Below are 20,156 nucleotides of genomic sequence, written 5' to 3' on the forward strand. Positions count from 1 at the left end.
TCTTGGATCTACATGACTCAATCTGCGGACATTCGGACGATCTTTGTGAATGGTCTTGCAACCGGGGCACCGGAAACGGTGGGCATGGTCGCCGAGGCTATCAACTATCTCGCAGCCATAGGCGATAGCAGCTATCTCGACCTTCTACCCAATCCGCCGCTCAGCAAAGGGTGAAGGATGACAATTATCAGGATCTTTGCGGTCGTGTGTGCGGGCCTTGGACTTGCCGCCGCCATTGTCGCAGCGGCCTATTGGTGGAAGGCAAGCCGCGTCAATACATCCCAAGTATCGGCGTCAATCTCCGACGTTCCGGAACAATATATTCTTAGTACGCAGGTTGCATTTCATGAGTCATCGCGCCTCAACAACCGCGCCGCAGTCTGGACGGGGGCTGCCGCAATCCTCAGCGCTATCGCATCTATCCTGGGTGTCTTACTCTAAGTGAAGGGTTCGGTCGGCTGCGCCGAACCATTCTCTCATCCGCCGCCTTTCGGCTTGGAGGCCCGCTTTCGGGATGGCCCAAAGGGATTTTTGCGGCGACCGATTGCGCCAGGGCGCAATGTCCCGAAATACCCGGTACGCTGGTTATACTCCCAGATGGCATGCGTCACGGGCTGATGATTGCGTCGAAGCCAGTCCGGCAACCTTGTCCAGGAACCGCACGATTGGCCGGTGCTGCGGCTTGCGCTTGGTCGACGGGTCGAACATCAGATCGACGAGGATCTGGCCGAACTGAGGCTTCTTTAAAGGACCGCCAGTACGCTGCGTATAAAGCGTTTCCAAGGTAAGCAGCTTGATGTTTTTGCGCGCGGTACGAACGCTGTCCCGGCAAAGCTTGACATCGGCCGCCGAGAAGCGCGCCCTTCCCTCCGCGTAACTTGTCAGCGCTCTTGCCAGCTCGGCGTTGTTAAAGTTGTCCATTTCAAACGAGAGCTTCCAGAGCTTGACGTAGTTTGACCGGGTGGCGCGCCGATCCGGAAAATGGATGGACTGCGCACGCCGCAGGCCCTTGCCGATATTGACCGGCGCAAGTCCTTCATTGTCCAGCAGGACGAAGGCAATGGTTTGATGGTGATGCAGATAGTCAATCAGCCGCCATAACGTGCTGTGCGTGCTGTCCTTGCCTCCGGTCGCGTTCGACACCCCACCGAGGTTCACCAGCTCGATGCCGAAGACATTGGGTGTCGTGGCAAACATTTTGTCGAACAATCGTGGGACCGCCGCATGCTCCGTCGCGCCCTCGACGAACAGCACGACCTGGGGCTTGGGATTGATACCGAAATCGTTCGCAACAAGCTCAAGCGCACGCAGCGGATCGTCTTCTACCACAATGTCCGGCACGCGGTCTATGACCGTCGTGCCGAACTCGCCACGTGGATCGATGCTCTCGCCGAAGGCATCGCGGTAGAACAGCCGAAGCATCTTCGCCATTTCACCGAAAGTCTGGGCTCGCAGCGCATCGTCTTTCAAGCGCTGCCGTTTATCGAGCCTGATGAAGCGTACCAGTCCTTGCCATCTTTCGAGGGGGTCGGTGGTACGGTACAGAAGGAACACGCGCTCATAAAGGCGCCTCAGCTCGTCCTTGCCGAGATCCAATGCAGCGGCCACGGCCGCGGCGTCCCAGTTTCGCGCAAATTGATACCAGTCCCATCTGGGGTGATCCATACCACCCGTAGAAATCATGATGTGGCGTTCGTCCCCTTGCGTCTTTGGATAATAACGATCCGAAATAATCTGACAGAGGGCGCTCAAGTCTCTATCGGGATTTGGCGTTCTGTGTCTCGCAATATTCGTAGCGAACTCCGACAGGTTCGGCTTGAGTTGATCGCCCCAGGCTGGATCGATTGTGCCATCGTCCCTTAAGGCCCATTCGATATGGACGGTGGCCGTCAGCGGACGAAGAAGGTAGTCAAGCTCGAATGCCTGAAATTGCGAGTAGTAAGCCTCATGGCGCCGCGGGTCGGTATCGACGGTCGCTGCGTGGGGCGAACTCCGCGCGCGCGGATCCCACGCGTTGCCATGCTCTATCCAGCTTTGCATGACACGCTGGCTGAAATCGAACCACGCAAGCTCGGTTTGTACATCGCCATCCCAAGCCTCGTCCGGACGCAACTGGCCCAGATCACGGAACAGGGTGCCGCCGTCCAGAAACTCTACCTTATGGACGACATCGATCCGGTGAATGCGTAGCATCGGGAAGAACAAGCCGAGCCGCTCCAGATGACGCAGCCGCTCGGCCTGCACGGGTATGTTCCGGTCGCGGCAAAAGCTGACGAAATCGCGCGAGGTCAAAAGCCGGCAGACATGATAGGCCTCTCGATCAATCATCAGATCCGTAACACGTACCGGCAAAGGCATCGAGAAGCTTTCAATTCAAAGTCAGGGCACCACGCGAAGCTTGGCGAAAGAACCTTTGAATTAGGCCCCCCAAGCATCAATAATCTGCCCCAGCGGAAACGGGGCGTCTTCCTTCGACCACTCATGGAAAGGCGCCGCCGTCTGGCTATAGGGGCTGGGATCGGGCCTATCGAATTGCACTCGTGTGGGGATGTGGAAGGCGCTGCCGAAGACAATCGCTTCGCCTGACGACAATATCGTCACCTGATCGAGCAAGCGCCGGGCTTGCATCGGAATGATGCGACGGAAATGGTCGATGTCGTCCGGATTCTGCAGACGATGGCTGATGAAGTTAGCGCACTGACTGATGATGGTCTGGCTAATCTCGCTCGGACGTTGGCTGGCGATGATGAGCGACAGGCCGAACTTGCGCCCTTCCTTTGCGATACGCTCGAAGGTCAGTCGCGCCAGACGATGACCTCGATCCTCGTCCGCGCGAGCGGGTCGGGCATAGTTATGTGCTTCTTCGAGGACGAGAACCCACGGATGTTTGTAGCGCGACGCAGCAGGCAAGCGTTCCCGCGCCTCCAGCAACACGCGCCCGATGACGGCACATGCATAGGGCAGCACTTCGTTGCTCAGCATCGAAAGATCGAGCACCGACACCTTTGGACCGGTCGTAGCCCCTAATCCGAAACGAGCGAACCAGGCGGACAAACTAGCGATAGCAGTGTCAGCGTCTTCATAGTTGAGGAATGCACGCCACCTTTTGTCATCAAGGCGGGTTTTCAAACGCAGCTTCAGCGTGGTGAGATGGGCGTCCACCCGGAAGGTGTCCTCCTTCGATACGGCGCGGTTGATCAGTGATGGATCGGTCAATGTCGAGCGCGCGATCGGAAGTGGAGAGTCCGCAGTGCGCGCGCCGGCCTCCGCCGTATCACGCCCGCCGACAATCTTAGATCGGATGGCGTCCTTGAGCTTCTCTGCTTCGGCCGCGATCACAGCCTGATTGTTCATGACCTCGGTGTTGTAGTCGTTAGCGGAGCGATGTGAGGTGAACAGTTTATCGAACGCCGCGGTGTCGATGTCGGTGTTTGCGAGATGGCCGGTAACGGCGTCACAATAGGAACCCGCAGCCTTCTTCTTGATCTTGGTAAGTTCGCTGAGAAGTTGATCGAGCGCGCTCATTGCGTTCTGCAGCGAACCGAGACTGGCCGCAGCCGTGGCATTGCCGCCCTTGGCGATCGCCCACCAGTCTTTCAACACGGGTTCCTGTGTCTGTTCCGCCGCGCTCAGCCATGCACAGATCTCCTCCGCGTTCAGGAACCAGAGCGGGAGGCCGAACTCTTTGCCATTGAGATAGATGCGATCCGGCAAGCGTACCGCTGCTTTTGTGGCAGGAAAGGCTTTGGCGTATTCGCCATTGATGTCGAGAATGAAGACATGCGGCTCCTCTGCTGCGCCGTCGAGCGCTTTCATGGCCTTCTGAATGAGGCTCGACACCGAGAATGACTTGCCCGACCCGGTGTTGCCGACGATGGCCAAGGGCCTCGAGAACAGGTCATTGTAGGACGCCCGGACGACGTTACGCGCCTGGCCCGTCGGAAATCCGATCTTCAAGTCGCAGTCAAAGTCCGTCGCATCATAACCCTCCGGCCTGTTGCGACGGGGCGGGATTTCAAAGACGGCGCGCAAGATGTCGGGTGATCCGATTTCTGCCGGTGTATCGAGTGTTGGCAGGATGGATATACCCGGGCTGAAAGACGGGTCATTGTCGGTATGCTCGATGGTACCTAGCAACTGCACGCTGGCGGTCCGGCGTGGCCTCATGAGTTCCAGGTTGAGTTCATCGCCGCTGGTGGGATCGAAGCTCTCGCGTGCCTCAAGATCGGTAATGATACCGATGACGGTTTCGCCCGCCCCCAATGAAAAGGTCAGATACGCGTTGATCGCGATCGCAGCCTGAACCCCATCAAGGGTCGCGCGCAGGGCCGATCTGGTTTCGGGCAGCAATTCCACCTTCACCCGGAAGCCTTGAACCGAGACAATATGGCCGACGAGACGTGGATTATCCATCTTACGCCCCCGGAGCGGGTTCAGCGGGCGTCGCGGACGAAGCTATTTGCTTTTCGAAGCGCCGCAGGCGCAGGAAGTCGTCCAGCCATTGCACGTCGGGCATCACCGAGCGGGCGAAATCATCAAACGTCGCGTGTTTGAACTTGGCAGCAGCAAAGGCGCCATCCGTCGGGCACAAAACGAAGGCGCGCTTGCCGAGATCCTTATAGCGGCGCACCCGCTCGATGACCGGGCTGGCTGGGTTAGGTTCGACCACGAGCATCACCAACGACGGATTCATGAGCGCGTTCTCAATGATGCGACTAACGTGATCATCGCCAAAGCCGTAACCGAGAACGAGCAGGAAGGTCTGGGGGACACCGAGGCGTACCTGAAAGGACCGGAAGAGATGCGCATAGGGCATCGTCAGGGTCTGCGCGAACTTGTTGGCAGTCGGCAGGATACCAACCGATGGCGTTCCGCCGGCCAATTTGACGAGCACGGCCGCCTTCTCATCCGGATTCAAACCTGCATAGGTTCGGAACGGGACGAGGTCGGGATGCCGCGCGCGCATCTCACCGTCCTGCTCGAACCAATGAATGGACCCATGCAGTTTGTAGAAGTGCAGGAACTTGTCGAAGCGCCGCACCCGGCCTTCGGCAACCTCACCCGGATAATAGACGTCGAGCCCATAAACCGATGGATCGAAGCGAGCGGCTGCGCGGCCGGTGAAGCCGTCGAAATATTGGATGCCTAGCAACTCCAGTGCCTGCTCGAATAGCGTGTCGTAATTCAGCGTGAAGAGATGGGTTCGGCCAAGATTGCTGTCACGCGCGACGAGCTTGGACAAAAATGCAAGCTGCGGCGCGATCTCGCTTGCAGACTTCGCTTTGGCAGAGTCAGGCAAAGACAGGGCGCATTCCAAGAAGATCGACATGCGCAGGCGATCAACAAACCATTGGAGGTCATCAAGGCTTGGAGCTGGCGTGCCCGGCCAAGTGACGCCAGAAAATGGTGCGTCCTTTGAGTTACCAACGACGAGGGAATTGGCAACAAATGATAGCCACTGCTCGAACCCCATGGTGGGCTCGTCGAGCAAGTCGGCCAATGAGACGGCATCCCGACGCGCCTTGATGACAGGCCCAACTGAGGCGGGCGCGTCGGAGAGAACCTCGATCGTTTCGAAGACGGCGGTTTCAAGGTTCGCCATGGTTTTACCGCCAGCGGAAACCGACGTGCCTGACCCCGTCAACACAACGAGGTTCTCCATGCGGAGCCATTCGGAGATCAGCGCCTGGAGGCGAATGCGCCCCTGCTTCTGATCAAGCCCAAGCAGGAGGTCGCCAGCATTGCCGTCCTCAGTCAGACCGATGAGCTGATACTCGATGGGTTCAGGCGCCCCTCCCGTCATGCATTTCCCCCTACAAGCCGCCGCGCAATGGATTGATGATCTGAAGCCCGGCAAAGTCATTTTCGTTGTCCGTCACAACCACGCAGTCATTCGCACCGGCGACGGCGGCGATGATCATGTCGAGTCCGCTACGAGGACGACCGGCGGCCTTCCCCTCCGCCATTAACCGCGCCCAAACCAAGCCAGCCCTGTCGTCGAACGACAGGATGCGCCCTGCAAACAGCGCTTGCGGTCCTTCCGGCCCGGCGAACCAGGCGTCGAGCGCGTCGCGCTTCTTGCCGTGCGGCTTTTCCAGAATGCCGCGCCGGATTTCGGCCACTGTCAGTGAGGCAATGAACAAATCCTCATCGCGCTGCTCCCCCATCCAGGCCAATAGTGACTCAGACGGCTTCGGCTTGACGATGTTGCTGATGATGTTGGTGTCGAGAAGATAGCGCGTCACAGATCGGCCTTACGCCCTTCTTCACGGGGGCGCGTCAGGTCGAGATCGGCACCAACGAGCGGCGAGCGACGCAACGCACTCAAGATGCCACCGGCCTTCGGTGGCTCGCCAGAAACGGCCTGTTGCACCGTGCGCCGAAGATCCCCAGCTTCTGGCCCTTCCTCGGTCAACTTACGGGCAAGCGTTCTGATGAGGTCGCGGTCGGTCTCGAGGGCTTGGAGCTCAAACCGCACGATGCCCCGCTTGGTCAGCCGGGATCGGTAATTTTCGATCGCCCTTTTCTGCGCGCTATTGCTCACCGACCGCCTCCATAGTATATCTGGTTATATAGCCGAATCTCGACCTTGCCGCAAGACCGCTAGAGTCTCGTGTTACGTCGGCAGCGGTGAATATGAGGGCGGTGCGTTGTCCGACGTCGGGGTCAAGCAAATTGCATCTCGCAGAGGTGATCACGAGAATGTTTCTCGTGCGCTCGACTTTGCGATTTCCCGATCCGCTACGCTCCGCATTCCGGAACAGCGCACAGCTACGCCACAATGCATTGATCTGACTGGATATTTCTTCTTGCGTTGCGACTGCAACTCGCCATCTTTGTCACGATGCGGAGCGATCCGCGTAGCAGCAAGGACGCCGCGGTGGCGCGACCGAGAGGAACAACTGCAGAAAGGCTTCGCGTGGTCGCCGATGCGGCGCCCGGAGCCTCGGTTGCGTCCGTCACGTCGAGGCCTGATCCGCGCCTCATCAATCTGGTGCGGCTGCTGGCTCGGCAAGCCGCGCGGGATTTCGTTCAAGCCGAGACGGATAGCCGAAAGCGTGACTGTCTCCCGGACTAAGGAGGCGTCATGAAGGTTGCGCTCTACGCCCGCTATTCTTCCGACAACCAGCGTGACGCTTCGATCGAGGACCAGTTGCGGCTTTGCCGCCTGCACGCCGAGAAGCAAGGTTGGACGATCGGCGACAGCTACACCGACCGGGCGATCTCCGGTGCATCGCTGCTTCGCCCCGGCATCCAGGAACTGATCAGCGACGCAACTCGCGGGAAGTTCGCCATTGTGCTGGCGGAGGCGATGGACCGCCTCAGCCGTGATCAAGAGGATATCGCTGGGCTCTTCAAGCGCATGGCCTTCGCCGGCGTGCGGATCGTCACCCTCTCGGAGGGAGACGTCACGCATCTGCACGTCGGCCTGAAGGGCACAATGAATGCCCTGTTCCTGAAAGACCTGGCGGACAAGACGCGGCGAGGTCTGCGCGGCCGCATCGAGGACGGCAAGTCCGGCGGGGGACGATGCTTCGGTTATGACGTCGTCAGGCAGTTCGCTGCCAATGGCGAGCCAATCCGCGGCGATCGCACGATCAATGAGGCCGAAGCGGCTGTCGTCCGCCGCATCTTCACAGATTACCTCTGCGGCAAATCCTCGCGCACGATCGCCTTCGAACTGAACCGCGAGCGTGTGGCCGGACCACAAGGCGCCGAATGGGGACCATCGACCATTCACGGCAATCCAAAGCGCGGCGTTGGCATCCTCAACAACGAACTCTATGTCGGCCGCCTCGTGTGGAACCGGCTTCGCTACCTGAAGGACCCCGATACTGGCAAACGGGTTTCTCGGCTCAACCCCGAACCCGAGTGGGTGATCCTGGACGTCCCCGAATTGCGCATCGTCGATCAGGATACCTGGGACGCTGTCAAGGCGCGTCAGCAGGCACTCGCCTACGAGCCCTCGGCCCCCGGCGAGAACAAGCTCAATGACCGTCGGCGGCCTAGGTATCTCTTCGCCGGCCTGGTGAAATGCGGTTGTTGCGGCGGCGGGTACACGATGATTTCGAAGGACCTGCTCGGCTGCGCGACGGCGCGCAACAAGGGGACGTGCAATAATCGCCGGAACATCCGGCGCGATACGCTGGAGACATCCGTATTGAGCGGCCTCCGGACGCACTTGATGGAGCCCGAATTGTTCAAGGAGTTCTGCGAGGAATTCACCCGTGAAGTGAACCGGCTGCGCATCGAACGTCGAACCGATCAGGATGCTTGGCAGAGCGAGTTGGGAAGAGTCGAAAAGCAGATTCGAGGCATCATCGCCGCGATCAAAGATGGCATGTATCAACCGTCGATGAAGGCTGAGATGGATGCGCTCGAAGCTCGCAAGGCGGAGTTGACCGATCTGCTCGCGAACGCCGAAGACCCCCCGCCGCTCTTGCACCCGAGCATGGCGGAGATCTATCGGCAGCGCATCTCGGCGCTTTATGAAAGCCTGCAGAGCGAAGAGGAGAGATCCGAGGCGGCGGAGGTGTTCCGTACGTTGGTCGACCAGGTGACGCTCGTGCCCGAGGCGGAACAACTCGCCATCGTCCTGCGCGGTGACCTGGCTGCGATCCTGCGATTTGCGGCGGGCAAGAAGAACCCCGACTTCCTCTCGGAGGCCGGGGCTCTGGATGACTTGCTATCGCAAGCATCGGTGGTTGCGGGGATAGGATTTGAACCTATGACCTTCAGGTTATGAGCCTGACGAGCTACCGGGCTGCTCCACCCCGCGTTAAACTGTTGCGCGCCTTCGCGAAAAGGCCGGGGACAGTCGGTTGAGGCCGGCGCTGTTCGCGTGGCTTGCTCTTCCGTCCCAAAGGCTTCCTTGGAAGGCGACCCCGGGGCAGAGCCCATCGGGTGCGGGGCGTATGTATCAAGGCGGGCTGGCTTTGGAAAGGGCTGCGGGAACGTTTTTTTCGACTTTATGACAGGGGGATGGACGAATTTCCGCTCGTTCCGCGCGCTCTTGCCAGAAGTTCCACAAAGGGCCAGCTTGCGGCAACAAGATTCAGGCTGAAACGCCTGGAGGGAGGAACGCCGTGGACAAGTCCCTGACGAACGCCCCGCTGCGGGACCTCGAAGAGGCCTTCCACGCCATGCGCGCACGGTCGCGGGACGAGCCGGCGCCCGACCTCGCCCAGCGGCTGGACCGGCTGGCGCGGCTGCGGGCGGTGGTTGCCGACAACGAGGAGCGCTTCCGGCAGGCGATCTCGGCCGATTTCGGCCACCGCTGCGCGGTCGAGACCACCATCGCCGAGACCATGCTGGTGTTCTCCGAGATCCGGCATGCCACCAAGCACCTCAAGGTCTGGATGACGCCGCAGCGCGTCGCGACCGCGCTGCAATTCCTGCCCGCGCGCAACCGGCTGATGCCGCAGCCGCTCGGCGTCGTCGGCATCATCGCGCCCTGGAACTACCCGCTCCAGCTCACGCTCGCGCCCGCGATCGGCGCGATCGCCGCCGGCAACCGCGTCATCATCAAGCCGAGCGAGCTTGTCCCGCACTTCGCGGCGCTGCTCCAGGAGACGGTCGCGCAGCGGTTCGACGGCGCTGAGGTGCTCGTTACCGGCGTCGAGGACGAGGTCGCCAAGGGTTTTGCGAGCCTGCCGTTCGATCATCTCGTGTTCACCGGCTCGACGCGGGTCGGCCGCCTGGTCGCGGAGGCCGCGGGGCGCAATCTGACGCCTGTCACGCTCGAGCTGGGCGGCAAGTCGCCCGCGATCATCGACGCCTCGGCCGATCTCGACGAGGCCGCCGAGCGCATCGCCTACGGCAAGCTGCTCAATGCCGGGCAGACCTGCATCGCGCCGGACTACGTGCTGGTGCCGGAGCGCTCGTTACAGGCCTTCGCCGAGAAGGTGCGCACGCAGATGCGGAGGATGTTCGGCACCGATCCCTCGAACAAGGACTACACGTCGATCATCTCCGACCGGCACTACGCGCGGCTCGAGGGCCTGGTCGCGGACGCAGCCCAGCACCGCGCAAAAATCCTGCAACCGGCAAAGCCCGACGATCCGAACTGGAAGGCGCATCGCAAATTCCCGCCGACGCTGATCGCTGGTGCGACCGAAACGATGGCGGCGATGCAGGAGGAGATCTTTGGCCCGGTGCTGCCGTTGCTCGGCATTCGCGACCCGGCGGAGGCCATCGCTTTCGTCAACCGGCGCGACCGGCCGCTGGCGCTGTACTGGTTCGGCAAGGACGGCAGCGCGCGCGACGAGGTGCTGGCGCGCACCGTCTCCGGCGGCGTCACCGTCAACGACTGCCTGTTCCACTTCACGCAAGTGAACCAGCCGATGGGCGGCGTCGGCGCCTCCGGCACCGGCGCCTATCACGGCGAATGGGGCTTCAAGACGTTCAGCAAGCTGAAGCCGGTGTTCTATCGCTCCAGGTTCAACCGCCTCGCCGATCTCTATCCGCCCTATGGCGGCAAGATCGCGCGGCTGGAGAAGTTGATGCGGTTCATGTCGTAGGGGACGCGCAAATAGTGTCATTCGGGGGCGCGAAGCGAACCCGGAATCTCGAGATTCCGGGTTCGATGCTCCGCATCGCCCGGAATGACGATAACGGGGGAAACAACATTGACCGACACATTCGATTTCGTCGTCGTGGGCGCGGGCTCGGGCGGCTGCACCGTTGCGGGCCGGCTATCCGAAGATGCGGCGACATCCGTGGCGCTGCTCGATGCCGGCGGGCCTTGCGACAACTGGATCGTGACCACGCCGGGCGCGCTGGTGCTGATGGTCGCCGGCAACGTCAACAACTGGGCATTCAACACCGTGCCGCAGAAGGGGCTGAACGGCCGCATCGGCTATCAGCCGCGCGGCAAGGGTCTCGGCGGCTCCTCGGCGATCAACGCCATGGTCTATATCCGCGGGCACCGCGCCGATTACGACCACTGGGCTTCGCTCGGCAACACCGGCTGGGCCTATGCCGACGTGCTGCCCTATTTCAAGCGGTCGGAGAGCAACGCCGATTTCGACGGCGAATATCACGGCAAGGACGGACCGCTCTTCGTCAACAAATTGCGCTCCGGCAATCCGGTGCAGCAGATCTTCCTGCAGGCGGCGCAGGAGGGGCAATTCCGCATCCGCGAGGATTTCAACACTGACGACCATGAGGGCCTCGGCATCTACCAGGTGACGCAGAGGAACGGCGAGCGCTGGAGCGCGGCGCGGGCCTATGTCCATCCGCACATGGGCAAGCGCGCGAACCTGCGCGTCGTGACCCAGGCGCATGCCACGCGTATCCTGTTCGAGGGCAGGCGCGCGGTCGGCGTCGAATACCGCCAGGGCAAGGATTTGAAGCAGCTTCGCGCGCGGCGTGAGGTGATCCTGGCCGCCGGTGCGTTCCAGTCGCCGCAGCTCCTGATGCTGTCGGGCATCGGCGATGCCGCCGCGCTTCGCGCGCACGACATCGCAAGCGTGCATCATCTGCCGGGCGTCGGACAGAACCTGCAGGACCATCCCGACTTCATCTTCGGCTACATGTCCGACAGTCCCTATTTCTCCGGCATCTCGCTGAAGGGCATGCCGCGGCTGATCCGCGCCATCCTGCAATATCGGCGGGAGCGCCGCGGTCCCCTCACCTCCAATTTCGCCGAATGCGGCGGCTTCCTGAAGACGCGACCCGATCTGGACATTCCCGACATCCAGCTGCATTTCGGCATGGCGATGGTCGACGACCACGGCCGCAAGCGCCATAACGGTACTGGCTTCTCCTGCCATGTCTGCCTGCTCCGGCCGAAGAGCCGCGGCAGCGTTTCGCTCGCCAGCCTTGATGCGATGCAGGCGCCGCTGATCGACCCGAACTTCCTTGGGCACGAGGACGATCTCGAGACCATGGTCGCGGGCTTCAAGACCACGCGCCGCCTGATGGAGACGCCGGCGCTGCGCGCGCTGCAGACCAGGGACATGTTCACCGCGAACGTGCGCAGCGACGACGATATCCGCGCCGTGCTGCGCGAACGCGTCGACACCGTCTATCACCCCGTCGGCACCTGCAAGATGGGGACGGACGCGCTGGCCGTGGTCGATCCGGCGTTGAAGGTGCACGGGCTCGAAGCCCTGCGCGTCGTCGATGCCTCGATCATGCCGACGCTGATCGGCGGCAACACCAATGCGCCGACGATCATGATCGGGGAGAAGGCGGCGGACATGATCAGGGCGGAGATGCGGGCGAGTTGAGCGACGGTGTAGCCCAATTCTCCGCTGTCGTGCTGCGAAGAGCAAACTGCCGCCGCGCTCGCCGCTGTCGTCCCGGACAAGCGTAAGCGCAGATCCGGGACGACAGTGGGGCTCAATTCAGCAGAAAACCACCGTCGACGGTGATGACGCTCCCCGTCATGTAGCGCGAGGCCCTTGACGCCAGCAGCAGGATGGCGCCGTCGAGATCGGACTCGGCGCCGACGCGGCGCTGCGGGATGCGTTTTGCGAGGCGTTCGCCTGCCGGCGTCGACCAGAACGCATGGTTCATTTCGGTGTCGATATAGCCGGGCGCGAGCGCGTTGATGCGGATGTTCTGCCCCGCCAGCTCCAGCGCCATCGCTCTCGTCGCCTGGATGATGCCGGCCTTGGAGATCGCGTAGGGCGAGACCGCCTTGAGCACGCCGGTGCCGAGCACGGAGGCGATGTTGACGATGTTGCCTTCCTGCTTGCGCGCGATCATGCGACGGGCGATTTCGGTCGCGAGGAAATAGGCGCCTTTCAGATTGGCACCGATCACCGCGTCCCAGTCCGCCTCGGTCTGCTCGGTCGCGAGCTTCTCGATGGCGATGCCGGCATTGTTGATCAGCACGGTAACGGGGCCGAGCGCGGCTTCGACGGCGTCGACAGCCCCGGCGATCGAGGCGGTGTCGGTGACATCGAGCGCGACCGCGGCCGCGCGGCCGCCCTTGCCGCGGATCTCCTCCTCGAGGCTCTTCAGCTTGTCGGTCTGCCGCGCGGCGAGCGCAACCGCCGCACCATGCGCCGCCAGCACCCGTGCAAACTGCCGGCCCAGCCCCTGGCTCGCGCCCGTGACGAGGATGGTTTCTTTACTGACGTCGAATAGGTCTGACATGACGATTTCCTTGCCGATTCCTTGGGCGCATCCCGCGAGCTTTGGGGCCATCAATACAGACGATTTTAGCGATCTGAAACCGGAATGATCGGTTCGGCGTTCATTCGTTCCAGAGGCAGGGTTTCGCTCATGAACAGTTTCGATCTCGCCGTGTATGCCGCGCTCGCCGTCGCGGTCGGCTTCGGGTTCAGGACCGGCCTGCTGCGCAGCGCCATGACCATCCTCGCCTATCTTCTCGCCGCGCCGATCGCGGTTGCGCTATTGCCGATGATCGCACCGCAGATTGCCGGCAATGCAAACTCGCCGCTGCTCCAGAACTGGATCTGGTTCTTCGCGATCTTCGTCGTGGTGGGCATGCTGTTCGGGCATATCGGCCGCATCGCGCTGAACGACACCGTCGGCGAGGCGGGCATCGGCGACCGGCTCGGCGGCGCCGCGCTCGGCGCCATCAGGGTCGGCCTCGTCGCCACCACGCTGGTGCTGGTGTTCGACCAGATCGTGCCGGCCAACCGCGAGCCGCCCTTCCTCGCCGGCTCGCATCTGCGGCCGCTGTTCTCGGCCGCCGGCCAGATGGGCTTCAAGTCGCTGCCGCCGGAGGCGGCCTCCGCGATCGACCGCCTCAAGCAGGAGCGGCGCATCTGATCTGGCGCATTTGCATCGCAGCGTGGACGCACATGCATTTTGGTGCGAGCCCGTCCCTTATCAGCGGCGCAACAGTTGGCTAGAGTGCCGCCGTCCAAAACCTGCCTGACATTACGGGAGTGAAACAGTGGATCTTGGGATCAAAGGTCGCCGCGCCATCGTCTGCGCATCCAGCAAAGGCCTCGGGCGCGCCTGCGCCATATCGCTGGCGGACGCCGGCGTTCACGTCACGCTGACCGCGCGCGGCGCCGAAGCCCTGAAGAAAACGGCCGATGAGATCCGCAAGGCCTATCCTGACGTGACGGTCACCGAGATCGTCGGCGACATCACGACATCAGCCGGCCGTGAGGCGGTGCTGAAGGCCTGTCCCGAGCCTGATATCCTGATCAACAATGCCGGCGGCCCGCCGCCCGGCGATTTCCGCAACTGGACCCGCGACGACTGGATCAAGGCGATCGACGCCAACATGCTGACCCCGATCGAGCTGATCAAGGCGACGGTGGACGGCATGATGGCGCGCAAGTTCGGCCGCATCGTCAACATCACCTCGGCCGCGGTGAAGGCGCCGATCGACATCCTCGGCCTCTCCAACGGCGCGCGTGCCGGTCTCACCGGCTTCATCGCCGGCCTGTCGCGCAAGACGGTGATCAACAACGTCACCATCAATGGCCTGTTGCCGGGCCCGTTCGAGACCGACCGGCTCACCGGCACCGCCAAGGCCGAGGCCGACAAGCGCGGTGTCACCCCAGAGCAGATCCTGGCCGAGCGCGCCAAGCTGAACCCCGCCGGACGCTTCGGCCAGCCCGACGAGTTCGGTTATGCCTGCGCCTTCCTGTGCGGCGCCAAGGCAGGCTTCATCACCGGGCAGAACATTCTGCTGGATGGTGGTGCGTTCCCGGGCACGCTGTAAAGCATGATCCGGAAAAGTACGCAGCGGTTTTCCGAAAAGATCATGCTTAAACAACAACCTAAAGCGCGATGACGATTCATCCTAATCGCGTCGCGCTTTAGCCGCGATTGCGAGGCGCTGAAGCTTCCGCATCGTCATGGCCGGGCCTGTCCCGGCCATCCACGATTTGCCGCGAGTTACGAAGAACGTGGATGCCCGGGACAAGCCCGGGCATGACCATCACCGCTGCTTCGTTGGTTCGTCCTCGTCCCGCTCGCTGGGGTCGGAGGAATCGGCGGTGAGGCGCTCGCCGGTCCAGTCGACGCCGAATTCCTCGAGCCCGTTGGCGAGCAGGTCGCCCAGCATCGGCTCGCCGAGCAGATAGTGCACCGTTTCGCGGCGCGGGCTGCGATACTCACCGCGCGCCTCCACGGCGCGGGCGCGCAGATCGTCCCAATCATCGATCGTGCCGTCGCCGCGACCAAGCCAGGTCAGCGCGACGAGATCGACCTGCTCGTCCTCGTTCAACGCGATCATGAAGCTTCCGAGCTCGTTGACGACAGGGTCGGAGCCATCGTCCTCGAGGACATCGACCGAACCGTCGTCGCTCGGGTTCGAGCCGGAATCCGGATCGGAATCCCCCTCCTTGACGTCGAATTCACGCGCCTTCTCGATGATAAAGGCGACCTTCTCAGCGGAAATCGTAAGCTCCGGCATGGCTCTCTCCAGGGTTCCCGCGATAACGCCGCATCGCGTCAGATGATCCATTGCGCTTGACGGCGGAAAACCGCATGTTTCGGCACCAAAAGAAGCTGGGAAGGTGCCGGATGCAGTGGCAGGTGGGCAAGGTCAAAATCACCAAAGTGGTGGAATTGGAGACGGTCGGTTCGACCCGTTTCATCCTGCCGCTCGCGAGCAATGAGGAAATTTGCAAGCTGCCCTGGCTGATCCCGCATTTCGCCACCGAAGAAGGCCGGCTGAAAATGTCGATCCATTCGCTGGTGGTGGAGACGCCCGGCAGGCGCATCGTGGTCGATACCGGCCTCGGCAACGACAAGCAGGGCCGCAACGTCCCGACCTGGAACAACCGCAGCACGCCGTTCCTGGAGACCATGACGGCGGCCGGCTTTGCGCCCGACAGCATCGACACCGTGCTGTGCACGCATCTTCATGTCGATCACGTCGGCTGGAATACGAAACTGTCCGGCGGCAAATGGGTGCCGACCTTCCCGAAGGCGCGCTACGTTTTCGGCAGGACCGAATACGAATACTGGCGCGACCATTCGACCGAGCCGGACAAGCAGGCCGTGTTCGGCGATTCCGTGCAGCCGATCGTCGATGCCGACAGGGCCGATCTGATCCCGAGCGACCACCGTCTCTGCGAGGAGATCAGCATGATCCCGACGCCGGGCCACAGTCCCGGCCATATGAGCATCCTCATCCAGTCGGACGGCGAACAGGCCCTGCTCACCGGCGATGTCGCCCACCACCCCTGCCAGATGGCGCATCTCGGCTGGTCCTCGACCGCCGATTCCGACCAGGCGCAATCGGCCGCAACGCGGGCGGCGCTGTTCGGCCGCTTTGCCGACACGCCGACGCTGGTGATCGGCGGACATTTTTCGGCCGGGCATATCAGGCGGGATGGAGACGCGTTCAGGTTCGTAGCGCTGGGGTGATCTCTGTTCTGGGCGGTTGAATTTCCTGCCGCCCTGTTCCATGAAGCTTTTAACCGATCGGTCCAATCTCCAGGGAGAAACGAGAATGAAGCTTGTTCGTTACGGCGAGAAGGGTGCGGAAAAGCCCGGCCTGATCGACAAATCCGGCCAGTTGCGCGACCTGTCGGCGCATGTGAAGGACCTCACTGGCGAAGCCTATTCACCCGAGTCCCTGAAGAAGCTGGCGGCGCTCGATCCCGCCTCGCTGCCCGCCGTTTCCGGCAAGCCGCGGTTCGGCGCGCCCGTCACCGGCATCTCGAAATTCGTGGCGATCGGCCTCAACTACAGCGACCATGCCAAGGAGACGGGCGCCGATATTCCGAGCGAGCCGATCATCTTCATGAAGGCCAACACCTCGCTGTCGGGCCCGAACGATCCGGTCGAGAAGCCGCGCGGCTCGACCAAGCTCGACTGGGAGGTCGAGATCGCCGCCATCATCGGCACCCGCGCAAAATACGTGTCGGAAGCCGACGCGCTGAACCATGTCGCCGGCTATTGCGTCTGCAACGACGTCTCCGAGCGCGCGTTCCAGATCGAGCGCCTGGGCCAGTGGACCAAGGGCAAGTCGCACGACACGTTCGGCCCGCTTGGGCCATGGCTCGCGACCAAGGACGAGATCAAGGACGTGCAGAACCTGTCGATGTGGCTCGACGTCAATGGCCAGCGGCGCCAGACCGGCTCGACCAAGACCATGATCTTCTCGATGGCCAAGTGCATCTCCTATGTCTCGCAGTTCATGACGCTGCTGCCCGGCGACATCATCACCACCGGCACTCCGCCCGGCGTCGGCCTCGGCATGAAGCCGCCGACCTTCCTCAATGTCGGCGACGTCGTCACGCTCGGCATCGAAGGTCTCGGCGAGCAACGCCAGGAGATCATCGCGGCGTAAGGCGCAATTCTCTCTTCGTCATTCCGGGACGGCGCGTAAGCGCCGGACCCGGAATCTCGAGATTCCGGGTTCGATGCTTCGCATCGCCCCGGAATGACAACAAGGATCCAAAATGAAGCTCACCTTCTCCCCCGCCTCGCCCTTCGCCCGCAAGGTGCGCATCGCCGCCATCGAGCTCGGGCTGATCGACAAGATCGAGTTCGTGCCTGCGGCCGTGACGCCGGGCACGGCCAACGAGGATTATTCGCGCATTACGCCGCTGAAGAAGCTGCCGGTGCTGATCACCAATGACGGCGACGTGATCCTGGATTCCTACGTCATCGTCGAATATCTCAACGAGATGGCCGGCGGCAGCCTGATCCCGGATTACGGTCCGCGGCGCTGGAAGGCCAAGACCAACCATTCGCTGATCAACGGCATGCTCGATTCCATGCTGCTGTGCCGCTACGAGAAGATGGTGCGGCCGCAGGGCCTGCAATGGCAGGCCTGGTCGGACGACCATTGGAACCGGGCCTGGACCGGCATGGCGCGCTTCGAGAACATGCCCGACGTCCTGAACGGTCCGTTCGACATCTCGCAGATCGGCCTCGTTTGCGTGCTCGGCTATGCCGACTTCCGCTTCGCCGATTGCGGCTGGCGCAAGGCCTATCCGAAGCTCGACGCCTTCCACCAGAGGATGCTGGCGCGGCCCTCGGTCAAGATCTCGGTGCCGCCGGCCGCGTAAATCTGCGAGAGTTCTCATGAGCCTGAAGTTCTCAGTCGGCGATCTCACCATCCATCGCATCATCGAGCAGGAGACCTCCTTCGTCCCGGCGCTGGAAATGCTGCCGGGACTGACCGCGGAGGTGCTGGCCGAGAATCGGGCGTGGATGCGGCAGGCCAGAGCGCTGGACGAGCAGGACGTGCTGCTGCTGTGCTTCCAGTCCTACATCGTGAAGACGCCGCACCACACCATCCTGATCGACAGCTGCATCGGCAACGACAAGCCGCGGCCGCAGCGGCCGAAATGGAACATGAAGACAGACGACACCTATCTGCGCGCGCTCAATGCCGCCGGATTCTCGGTCGAAGACATCGACTTCGTGATGTGCACGCATCTGCATGTCGATCATGTCGGCTGGAACACGCGGCTCGAGAACGGCCGCTGGGTGCCGACCTTCCCCAAGGCGCGTTATGTCTTCGCCAAGCAGGAGTTCGATCACTGGTCTGCGCAGAACGCGAAGACGGAGATCCCGCCTTTCGCCGACAGCGTGCTGCCGGTGGTCGAGGCGGGGCGCCACGAGCTCGTCGGCAACGATCATCAGATCGGCGACCATGTCCGCATCCTGCCGACGCCCGGCCACACGCCGGGCCATATCGCCATTACGATGGGTCGCAGCAAGGACGATGCGGTGTTCTCCGGCGACCTCATGCACTCGCCGCTGCAGACGCTCTATCCGGAGCTGTCAATCAAGTTCGATGTCGATCCGGCCAAGGCAGCCACGACGCGCCGCAGCTTCCTCGATCGCTATTGCGACACCGAGACGCTGTGCTGCACCGCGCATTTCCCCTCGCCGTCGGTCGGAAAGATCAAGCGCAAGGGCAGCGGATTCGTTTGCACGGCGGTCTAGCGCAAGCGGTCTTCCTGCTTCCTCCCGTCATGCCCGGGCTTGTCCCGGGCATCCACGCTCTTACAATCCATCGATCACAAGGAACGTGGATGGCCGGGACAAGCCCGGCCATGACGAGGAAACAACATGCCTGATCTGCCCGACATTCCCCTCCCGGCCGGCATCCGCTCACGCACCATCGACGGCATCAACGGCTTGCGCATGCATGTGCTCGAGGCCGGCTTCGAGACCAAGGGGCGACGCTGCATCCTGCTGCTGCACGGCTTTCCGGAGCTGGCGTTCTCCTGGCGCAAGGTGATGCCGGCGCTGGCCGACGCAGGTTATCACGTGATCGCGCCGGACCAGCGCGGCTATGGGCGCACGACGGGATGGAGTGCGGAGTACGACAGCGATCTCGCGCCCTTCTCGCTCTTCAACCTCGTGCGTGACGCGCTCGCCCTGGTGTCGGCGTTCGGCTACAGGCAGGTCGATGTGGTCGGGCATGATTTCGGCAGCCCGGTCGCGGCCTGGTGCGCCTTGATCCGGCCTGACGTGTTTCGTTCGGTGACGATGATGAGCGCGCCGTTCGGCGGACCGCCGCCGCTGCCGTTTGGCACCGTCGACATGCCGGCCAGGCCTGCGGCCGAAGACCCCGTTCATCGCGAGCTTGCCGCGCTGCCGCGGCCGCGAAAACACTATCAATGGTACTACTCGACACGCGAGGCAAACGCCGACATGCACCGCGCGCCACAAGGCGTGCATGATTTCCTGCGCGCCTATTATCATCACAAGAGCGCGGACTGGACCGACAACAAGCCCTATCCGCTGCAATCGTGGTCGGCGCATGAGCTGGCGAAGCTGCCGACCTATTACGTGATGGACCTGAACGAGACCATGGCCGAGACGGTTGCGAAGGAGATGCCGTCGCCGGCCGCGGTCGCCGCCAATCACTGGCTGCCGGACCGCGATCTCGCCTATTACAGCGCCGAATATGGCCGCACCGGATTCCAGGGCGGCCTGCAATGGTATCGCTGCGGCACGTCGGGCGCTTTCAACAACGAGCTGCAATTGTTTGCCGGCCGCAGCATCGACGTGCCCTCCTGCTTCATCTCAGGCAAGCAGGACTGGGGCACCTATCAGCGCCCGGGCGTGTTCGAGACGATGCAGAGAAGCGCATGCACGAAGATGCTCGGCTGCCATCTCGTCGACGGCGCCGGCCATTGGGTCCAGCAGGAGCAGCCGGCCGAGGTCACCCGATTGCTGCTGGACTTCCTCACCAAGACTGGCCCCGCCTGATTTGACCAGGGAACCACGCCGCCTTATAT

General features: G+C 62.3%; 18 protein-coding genes and 1 tRNA gene. 11 read left to right on the forward strand and 8 right to left on the reverse strand.

Annotated features, from left to right (window positions below):
* Positions 1-12: 12 nt before the first annotated feature.
* On the forward strand, positions 13-174 hold the full coding sequence (locus ACM42_RS05820; RefSeq protein WP_157785249.1) for a hypothetical protein: 162 nt from the start codon (positions 13-15) through the stop codon (positions 172-174).
* A 411-nt stretch (positions 175-585) separates the two neighbouring features.
* Here the strand turns inward: ACM42_RS05820 and ACM42_RS05825 are convergent, their stop codons facing one another.
* From ACM42_RS05825 to ACM42_RS05845, 5 genes are read right to left on the reverse strand one after another with little or no spacing between them, the layout of a single operon-like run.
* Positions 586-2,358, reverse strand: coding sequence for a TOPRIM nucleotidyl transferase/hydrolase domain-containing protein (locus ACM42_RS05825; RefSeq protein ID WP_271526999.1), 1,773 nt, complete (start codon positions 2,356-2,358; stop codon positions 586-588).
* Between the two features lie 60 nt (positions 2,359-2,418).
* Positions 2,419-4,413: an ATP-binding protein gene (locus tag ACM42_RS05830; protein WP_036044856.1), complete on the reverse strand. Its 1,995-nt coding sequence runs from the start codon at positions 4,411-4,413 to the stop codon at positions 2,419-2,421.
* A gap of 1 nt (position 4,414) precedes the next feature.
* The gene (locus ACM42_RS05835) at positions 4,415-5,803 is read right to left on the reverse strand and encodes an SIR2 family protein (RefSeq protein WP_036044854.1); all 1,389 of its coding nucleotides are present in this window, start codon (positions 5,801-5,803) and stop codon (positions 4,415-4,417) included.
* A gap of 10 nt (positions 5,804-5,813) precedes the next feature.
* Positions 5,814-6,245, reverse strand: coding sequence for a PIN domain-containing protein (locus tag ACM42_RS05840; protein WP_036044852.1), 432 nt, complete (start codon positions 6,243-6,245; stop codon positions 5,814-5,816).
* The gene (locus tag ACM42_RS05845) at positions 6,242-6,544 is read right to left on the reverse strand and encodes a hypothetical protein (protein ID WP_036044850.1); all 303 of its coding nucleotides are present in this window, start codon (positions 6,542-6,544) and stop codon (positions 6,242-6,244) included. The genes ACM42_RS05840 and ACM42_RS05845 overlap by 4 nt, the downstream gene beginning before the upstream one ends.
* A gap of 543 nt (positions 6,545-7,087) precedes the next feature.
* On the opposite strand from ACM42_RS05845, the gene ACM42_RS05850 reads away from it, so the two are divergent.
* On the forward strand, positions 7,088-8,746 hold the full coding sequence (locus ACM42_RS05850) for a recombinase family protein (RefSeq protein WP_225152227.1): 1,659 nt from the start codon (positions 7,088-7,090) through the stop codon (positions 8,744-8,746).
* Here ACM42_RS05850 and ACM42_RS05855 read toward each other — a convergent pair.
* Positions 8,703-8,779: transfer RNA gene (locus ACM42_RS05855), tRNA-Met, on the reverse strand. The two genes, ACM42_RS05850 and ACM42_RS05855, sit on opposite strands and share 44 nt — an antisense overlap.
* A 364-nt stretch (positions 8,780-9,143) precedes the next feature.
* Here ACM42_RS05855 and ACM42_RS05860 point away from each other — a divergent pair.
* Together ACM42_RS05860 and ACM42_RS05865 are read left to right on the forward strand one after the other, a co-directional pair.
* Complete coding sequence (locus ACM42_RS05860) at positions 9,144-10,520, forward strand: coniferyl aldehyde dehydrogenase (protein WP_442868901.1); 1,377 nt, start codon at positions 9,144-9,146, stop codon at positions 10,518-10,520.
* Between the two features lie 108 nt (positions 10,521-10,628).
* On the forward strand, positions 10,629-12,233 hold the full coding sequence (locus ACM42_RS05865; protein WP_271527001.1) for a GMC family oxidoreductase: 1,605 nt from the start codon (positions 10,629-10,631) through the stop codon (positions 12,231-12,233).
* Positions 12,234-12,345: 112 nt separating this feature from the next.
* Here ACM42_RS05865 and ACM42_RS05870 read toward each other — a convergent pair whose 3' ends face one another.
* Positions 12,346-13,107, reverse strand: coding sequence for an SDR family oxidoreductase (locus ACM42_RS05870; RefSeq protein ID WP_271527002.1), 762 nt, complete (start codon positions 13,105-13,107; stop codon positions 12,346-12,348).
* Positions 13,108-13,236: 129 nt separating this feature from the next.
* On the opposite strand from ACM42_RS05870, the gene ACM42_RS05875 reads away from it, so the two are divergent.
* Together ACM42_RS05875 and ACM42_RS05880 are read left to right on the forward strand one after the other, a co-directional pair.
* Positions 13,237-13,749 (forward strand): CvpA family protein, encoded by a 513-nt coding sequence (locus tag ACM42_RS05875; RefSeq protein WP_271527003.1) that lies wholly within the window; start codon positions 13,237-13,239, stop codon positions 13,747-13,749.
* A gap of 127 nt (positions 13,750-13,876) precedes the next feature.
* A complete protein-coding gene (locus ACM42_RS05880; protein WP_271527004.1) occupies positions 13,877-14,659 on the forward strand; it encodes an SDR family oxidoreductase in 783 nt (260 codons plus the stop codon).
* A gap of 219 nt (positions 14,660-14,878) precedes the next feature.
* Here ACM42_RS05880 and ACM42_RS05885 read toward each other — a convergent pair whose 3' ends face one another.
* Positions 14,879-15,355 (reverse strand): DUF3775 domain-containing protein, encoded by a 477-nt coding sequence (locus tag ACM42_RS05885; protein ID WP_271527005.1) that lies wholly within the window; start codon positions 15,353-15,355, stop codon positions 14,879-14,881.
* A gap of 110 nt (positions 15,356-15,465) precedes the next feature.
* Here ACM42_RS05885 and ACM42_RS05890 point away from each other — a divergent pair, with 110 nt between their 5' ends.
* The 5 genes from ACM42_RS05890 (at position 15,466) to ACM42_RS05910 (ending at position 20,127) form a co-directional block, all read left to right on the forward strand.
* Entirely contained in the window at positions 15,466-16,314 is an 849-nt protein-coding gene (locus ACM42_RS05890; RefSeq protein WP_271527006.1) for an MBL fold metallo-hydrolase, read from the forward strand.
* Positions 16,315-16,399: 85 nt separating this feature from the next.
* On the forward strand, positions 16,400-17,242 hold the full coding sequence (locus tag ACM42_RS05895) for a fumarylacetoacetate hydrolase family protein (RefSeq protein ID WP_271527007.1): 843 nt from the start codon (positions 16,400-16,402) through the stop codon (positions 17,240-17,242).
* Between the two features lie 112 nt (positions 17,243-17,354).
* Positions 17,355-17,966: a glutathione S-transferase family protein gene (locus ACM42_RS05900; RefSeq protein WP_271527008.1), complete on the forward strand. Its 612-nt coding sequence runs from the start codon at positions 17,355-17,357 to the stop codon at positions 17,964-17,966.
* A gap of 16 nt (positions 17,967-17,982) precedes the next feature.
* Positions 17,983-18,852 carry an MBL fold metallo-hydrolase gene (locus ACM42_RS05905; RefSeq protein ID WP_271527009.1) on the forward strand — a complete coding sequence of 290 codons (870 nt, stop codon included), beginning with the start codon at positions 17,983-17,985 and terminating at the stop codon, positions 18,850-18,852.
* Between the two features lie 126 nt (positions 18,853-18,978).
* A complete protein-coding gene (locus ACM42_RS05910; RefSeq protein WP_271527010.1) occupies positions 18,979-20,127 on the forward strand; it encodes an alpha/beta hydrolase in 1,149 nt (382 codons plus the stop codon).
* Positions 20,128-20,156 lie beyond the last annotated feature (29 nt).

The sequence above is a fragment of the Bradyrhizobium sp. CCBAU 25338 genome (genome assembly GCF_028128965.1).
Taxonomy (GTDB): Bacteria; Pseudomonadota; Alphaproteobacteria; order Rhizobiales; family Xanthobacteraceae; genus Bradyrhizobium; species Bradyrhizobium liaoningense.

What these genes read in the sequence shown, in the direction of transcription:
- ACM42_RS05820 (WP_157785249.1), top strand. Translation starts at nt 13, where the DNA reads ATGACTCAATCTGCGGACATTCGGACGATCTTTGTGAATGGTCTTGCA.
- ACM42_RS05825 (WP_271526999.1), bottom strand. Translation starts at nt 2,358, where the DNA reads ATGCCTTTGCCGGTACGTGTTACGGATCTGATGATTGATCGAGAGGCC.
- ACM42_RS05830 (WP_036044856.1), bottom strand. Translation starts at nt 4,413, where the DNA reads ATGGATAATCCACGTCTCGTCGGCCATATTGTCTCGGTTCAAGGCTTC.
- ACM42_RS05835 (WP_036044854.1), bottom strand. Translation starts at nt 5,803, where the DNA reads ATGACGGGAGGGGCGCCTGAACCCATCGAGTATCAGCTCATCGGTCTG.
- ACM42_RS05850 (WP_225152227.1), top strand. Translation starts at nt 7,088, where the DNA reads ATGAAGGTTGCGCTCTACGCCCGCTATTCTTCCGACAACCAGCGTGAC.
- ACM42_RS05860 (WP_442868901.1), top strand. Translation starts at nt 9,144, where the DNA reads ATGCGCGCACGGTCGCGGGACGAGCCGGCGCCCGACCTCGCCCAGCGG.
- ACM42_RS05870 (WP_271527002.1), bottom strand. Translation starts at nt 13,107, where the DNA reads ATGTCAGACCTATTCGACGTCAGTAAAGAAACCATCCTCGTCACGGGC.
- ACM42_RS05875 (WP_271527003.1), top strand. Translation starts at nt 13,237, where the DNA reads ATGAACAGTTTCGATCTCGCCGTGTATGCCGCGCTCGCCGTCGCGGTC.
- ACM42_RS05885 (WP_271527005.1), bottom strand. Translation starts at nt 15,355, where the DNA reads ATGCCGGAGCTTACGATTTCCGCTGAGAAGGTCGCCTTTATCATCGAG.
- ACM42_RS05890 (WP_271527006.1), top strand. Translation starts at nt 15,466, where the DNA reads ATGCAGTGGCAGGTGGGCAAGGTCAAAATCACCAAAGTGGTGGAATTG.
- ACM42_RS05895 (WP_271527007.1), top strand. Translation starts at nt 16,400, where the DNA reads ATGAAGCTTGTTCGTTACGGCGAGAAGGGTGCGGAAAAGCCCGGCCTG.
- ACM42_RS05900 (WP_271527008.1), top strand. Translation starts at nt 17,355, where the DNA reads ATGAAGCTCACCTTCTCCCCCGCCTCGCCCTTCGCCCGCAAGGTGCGC.
- ACM42_RS05905 (WP_271527009.1), top strand. Translation starts at nt 17,983, where the DNA reads ATGAGCCTGAAGTTCTCAGTCGGCGATCTCACCATCCATCGCATCATC.
- ACM42_RS05910 (WP_271527010.1), top strand. Translation starts at nt 18,979, where the DNA reads ATGCCTGATCTGCCCGACATTCCCCTCCCGGCCGGCATCCGCTCACGC.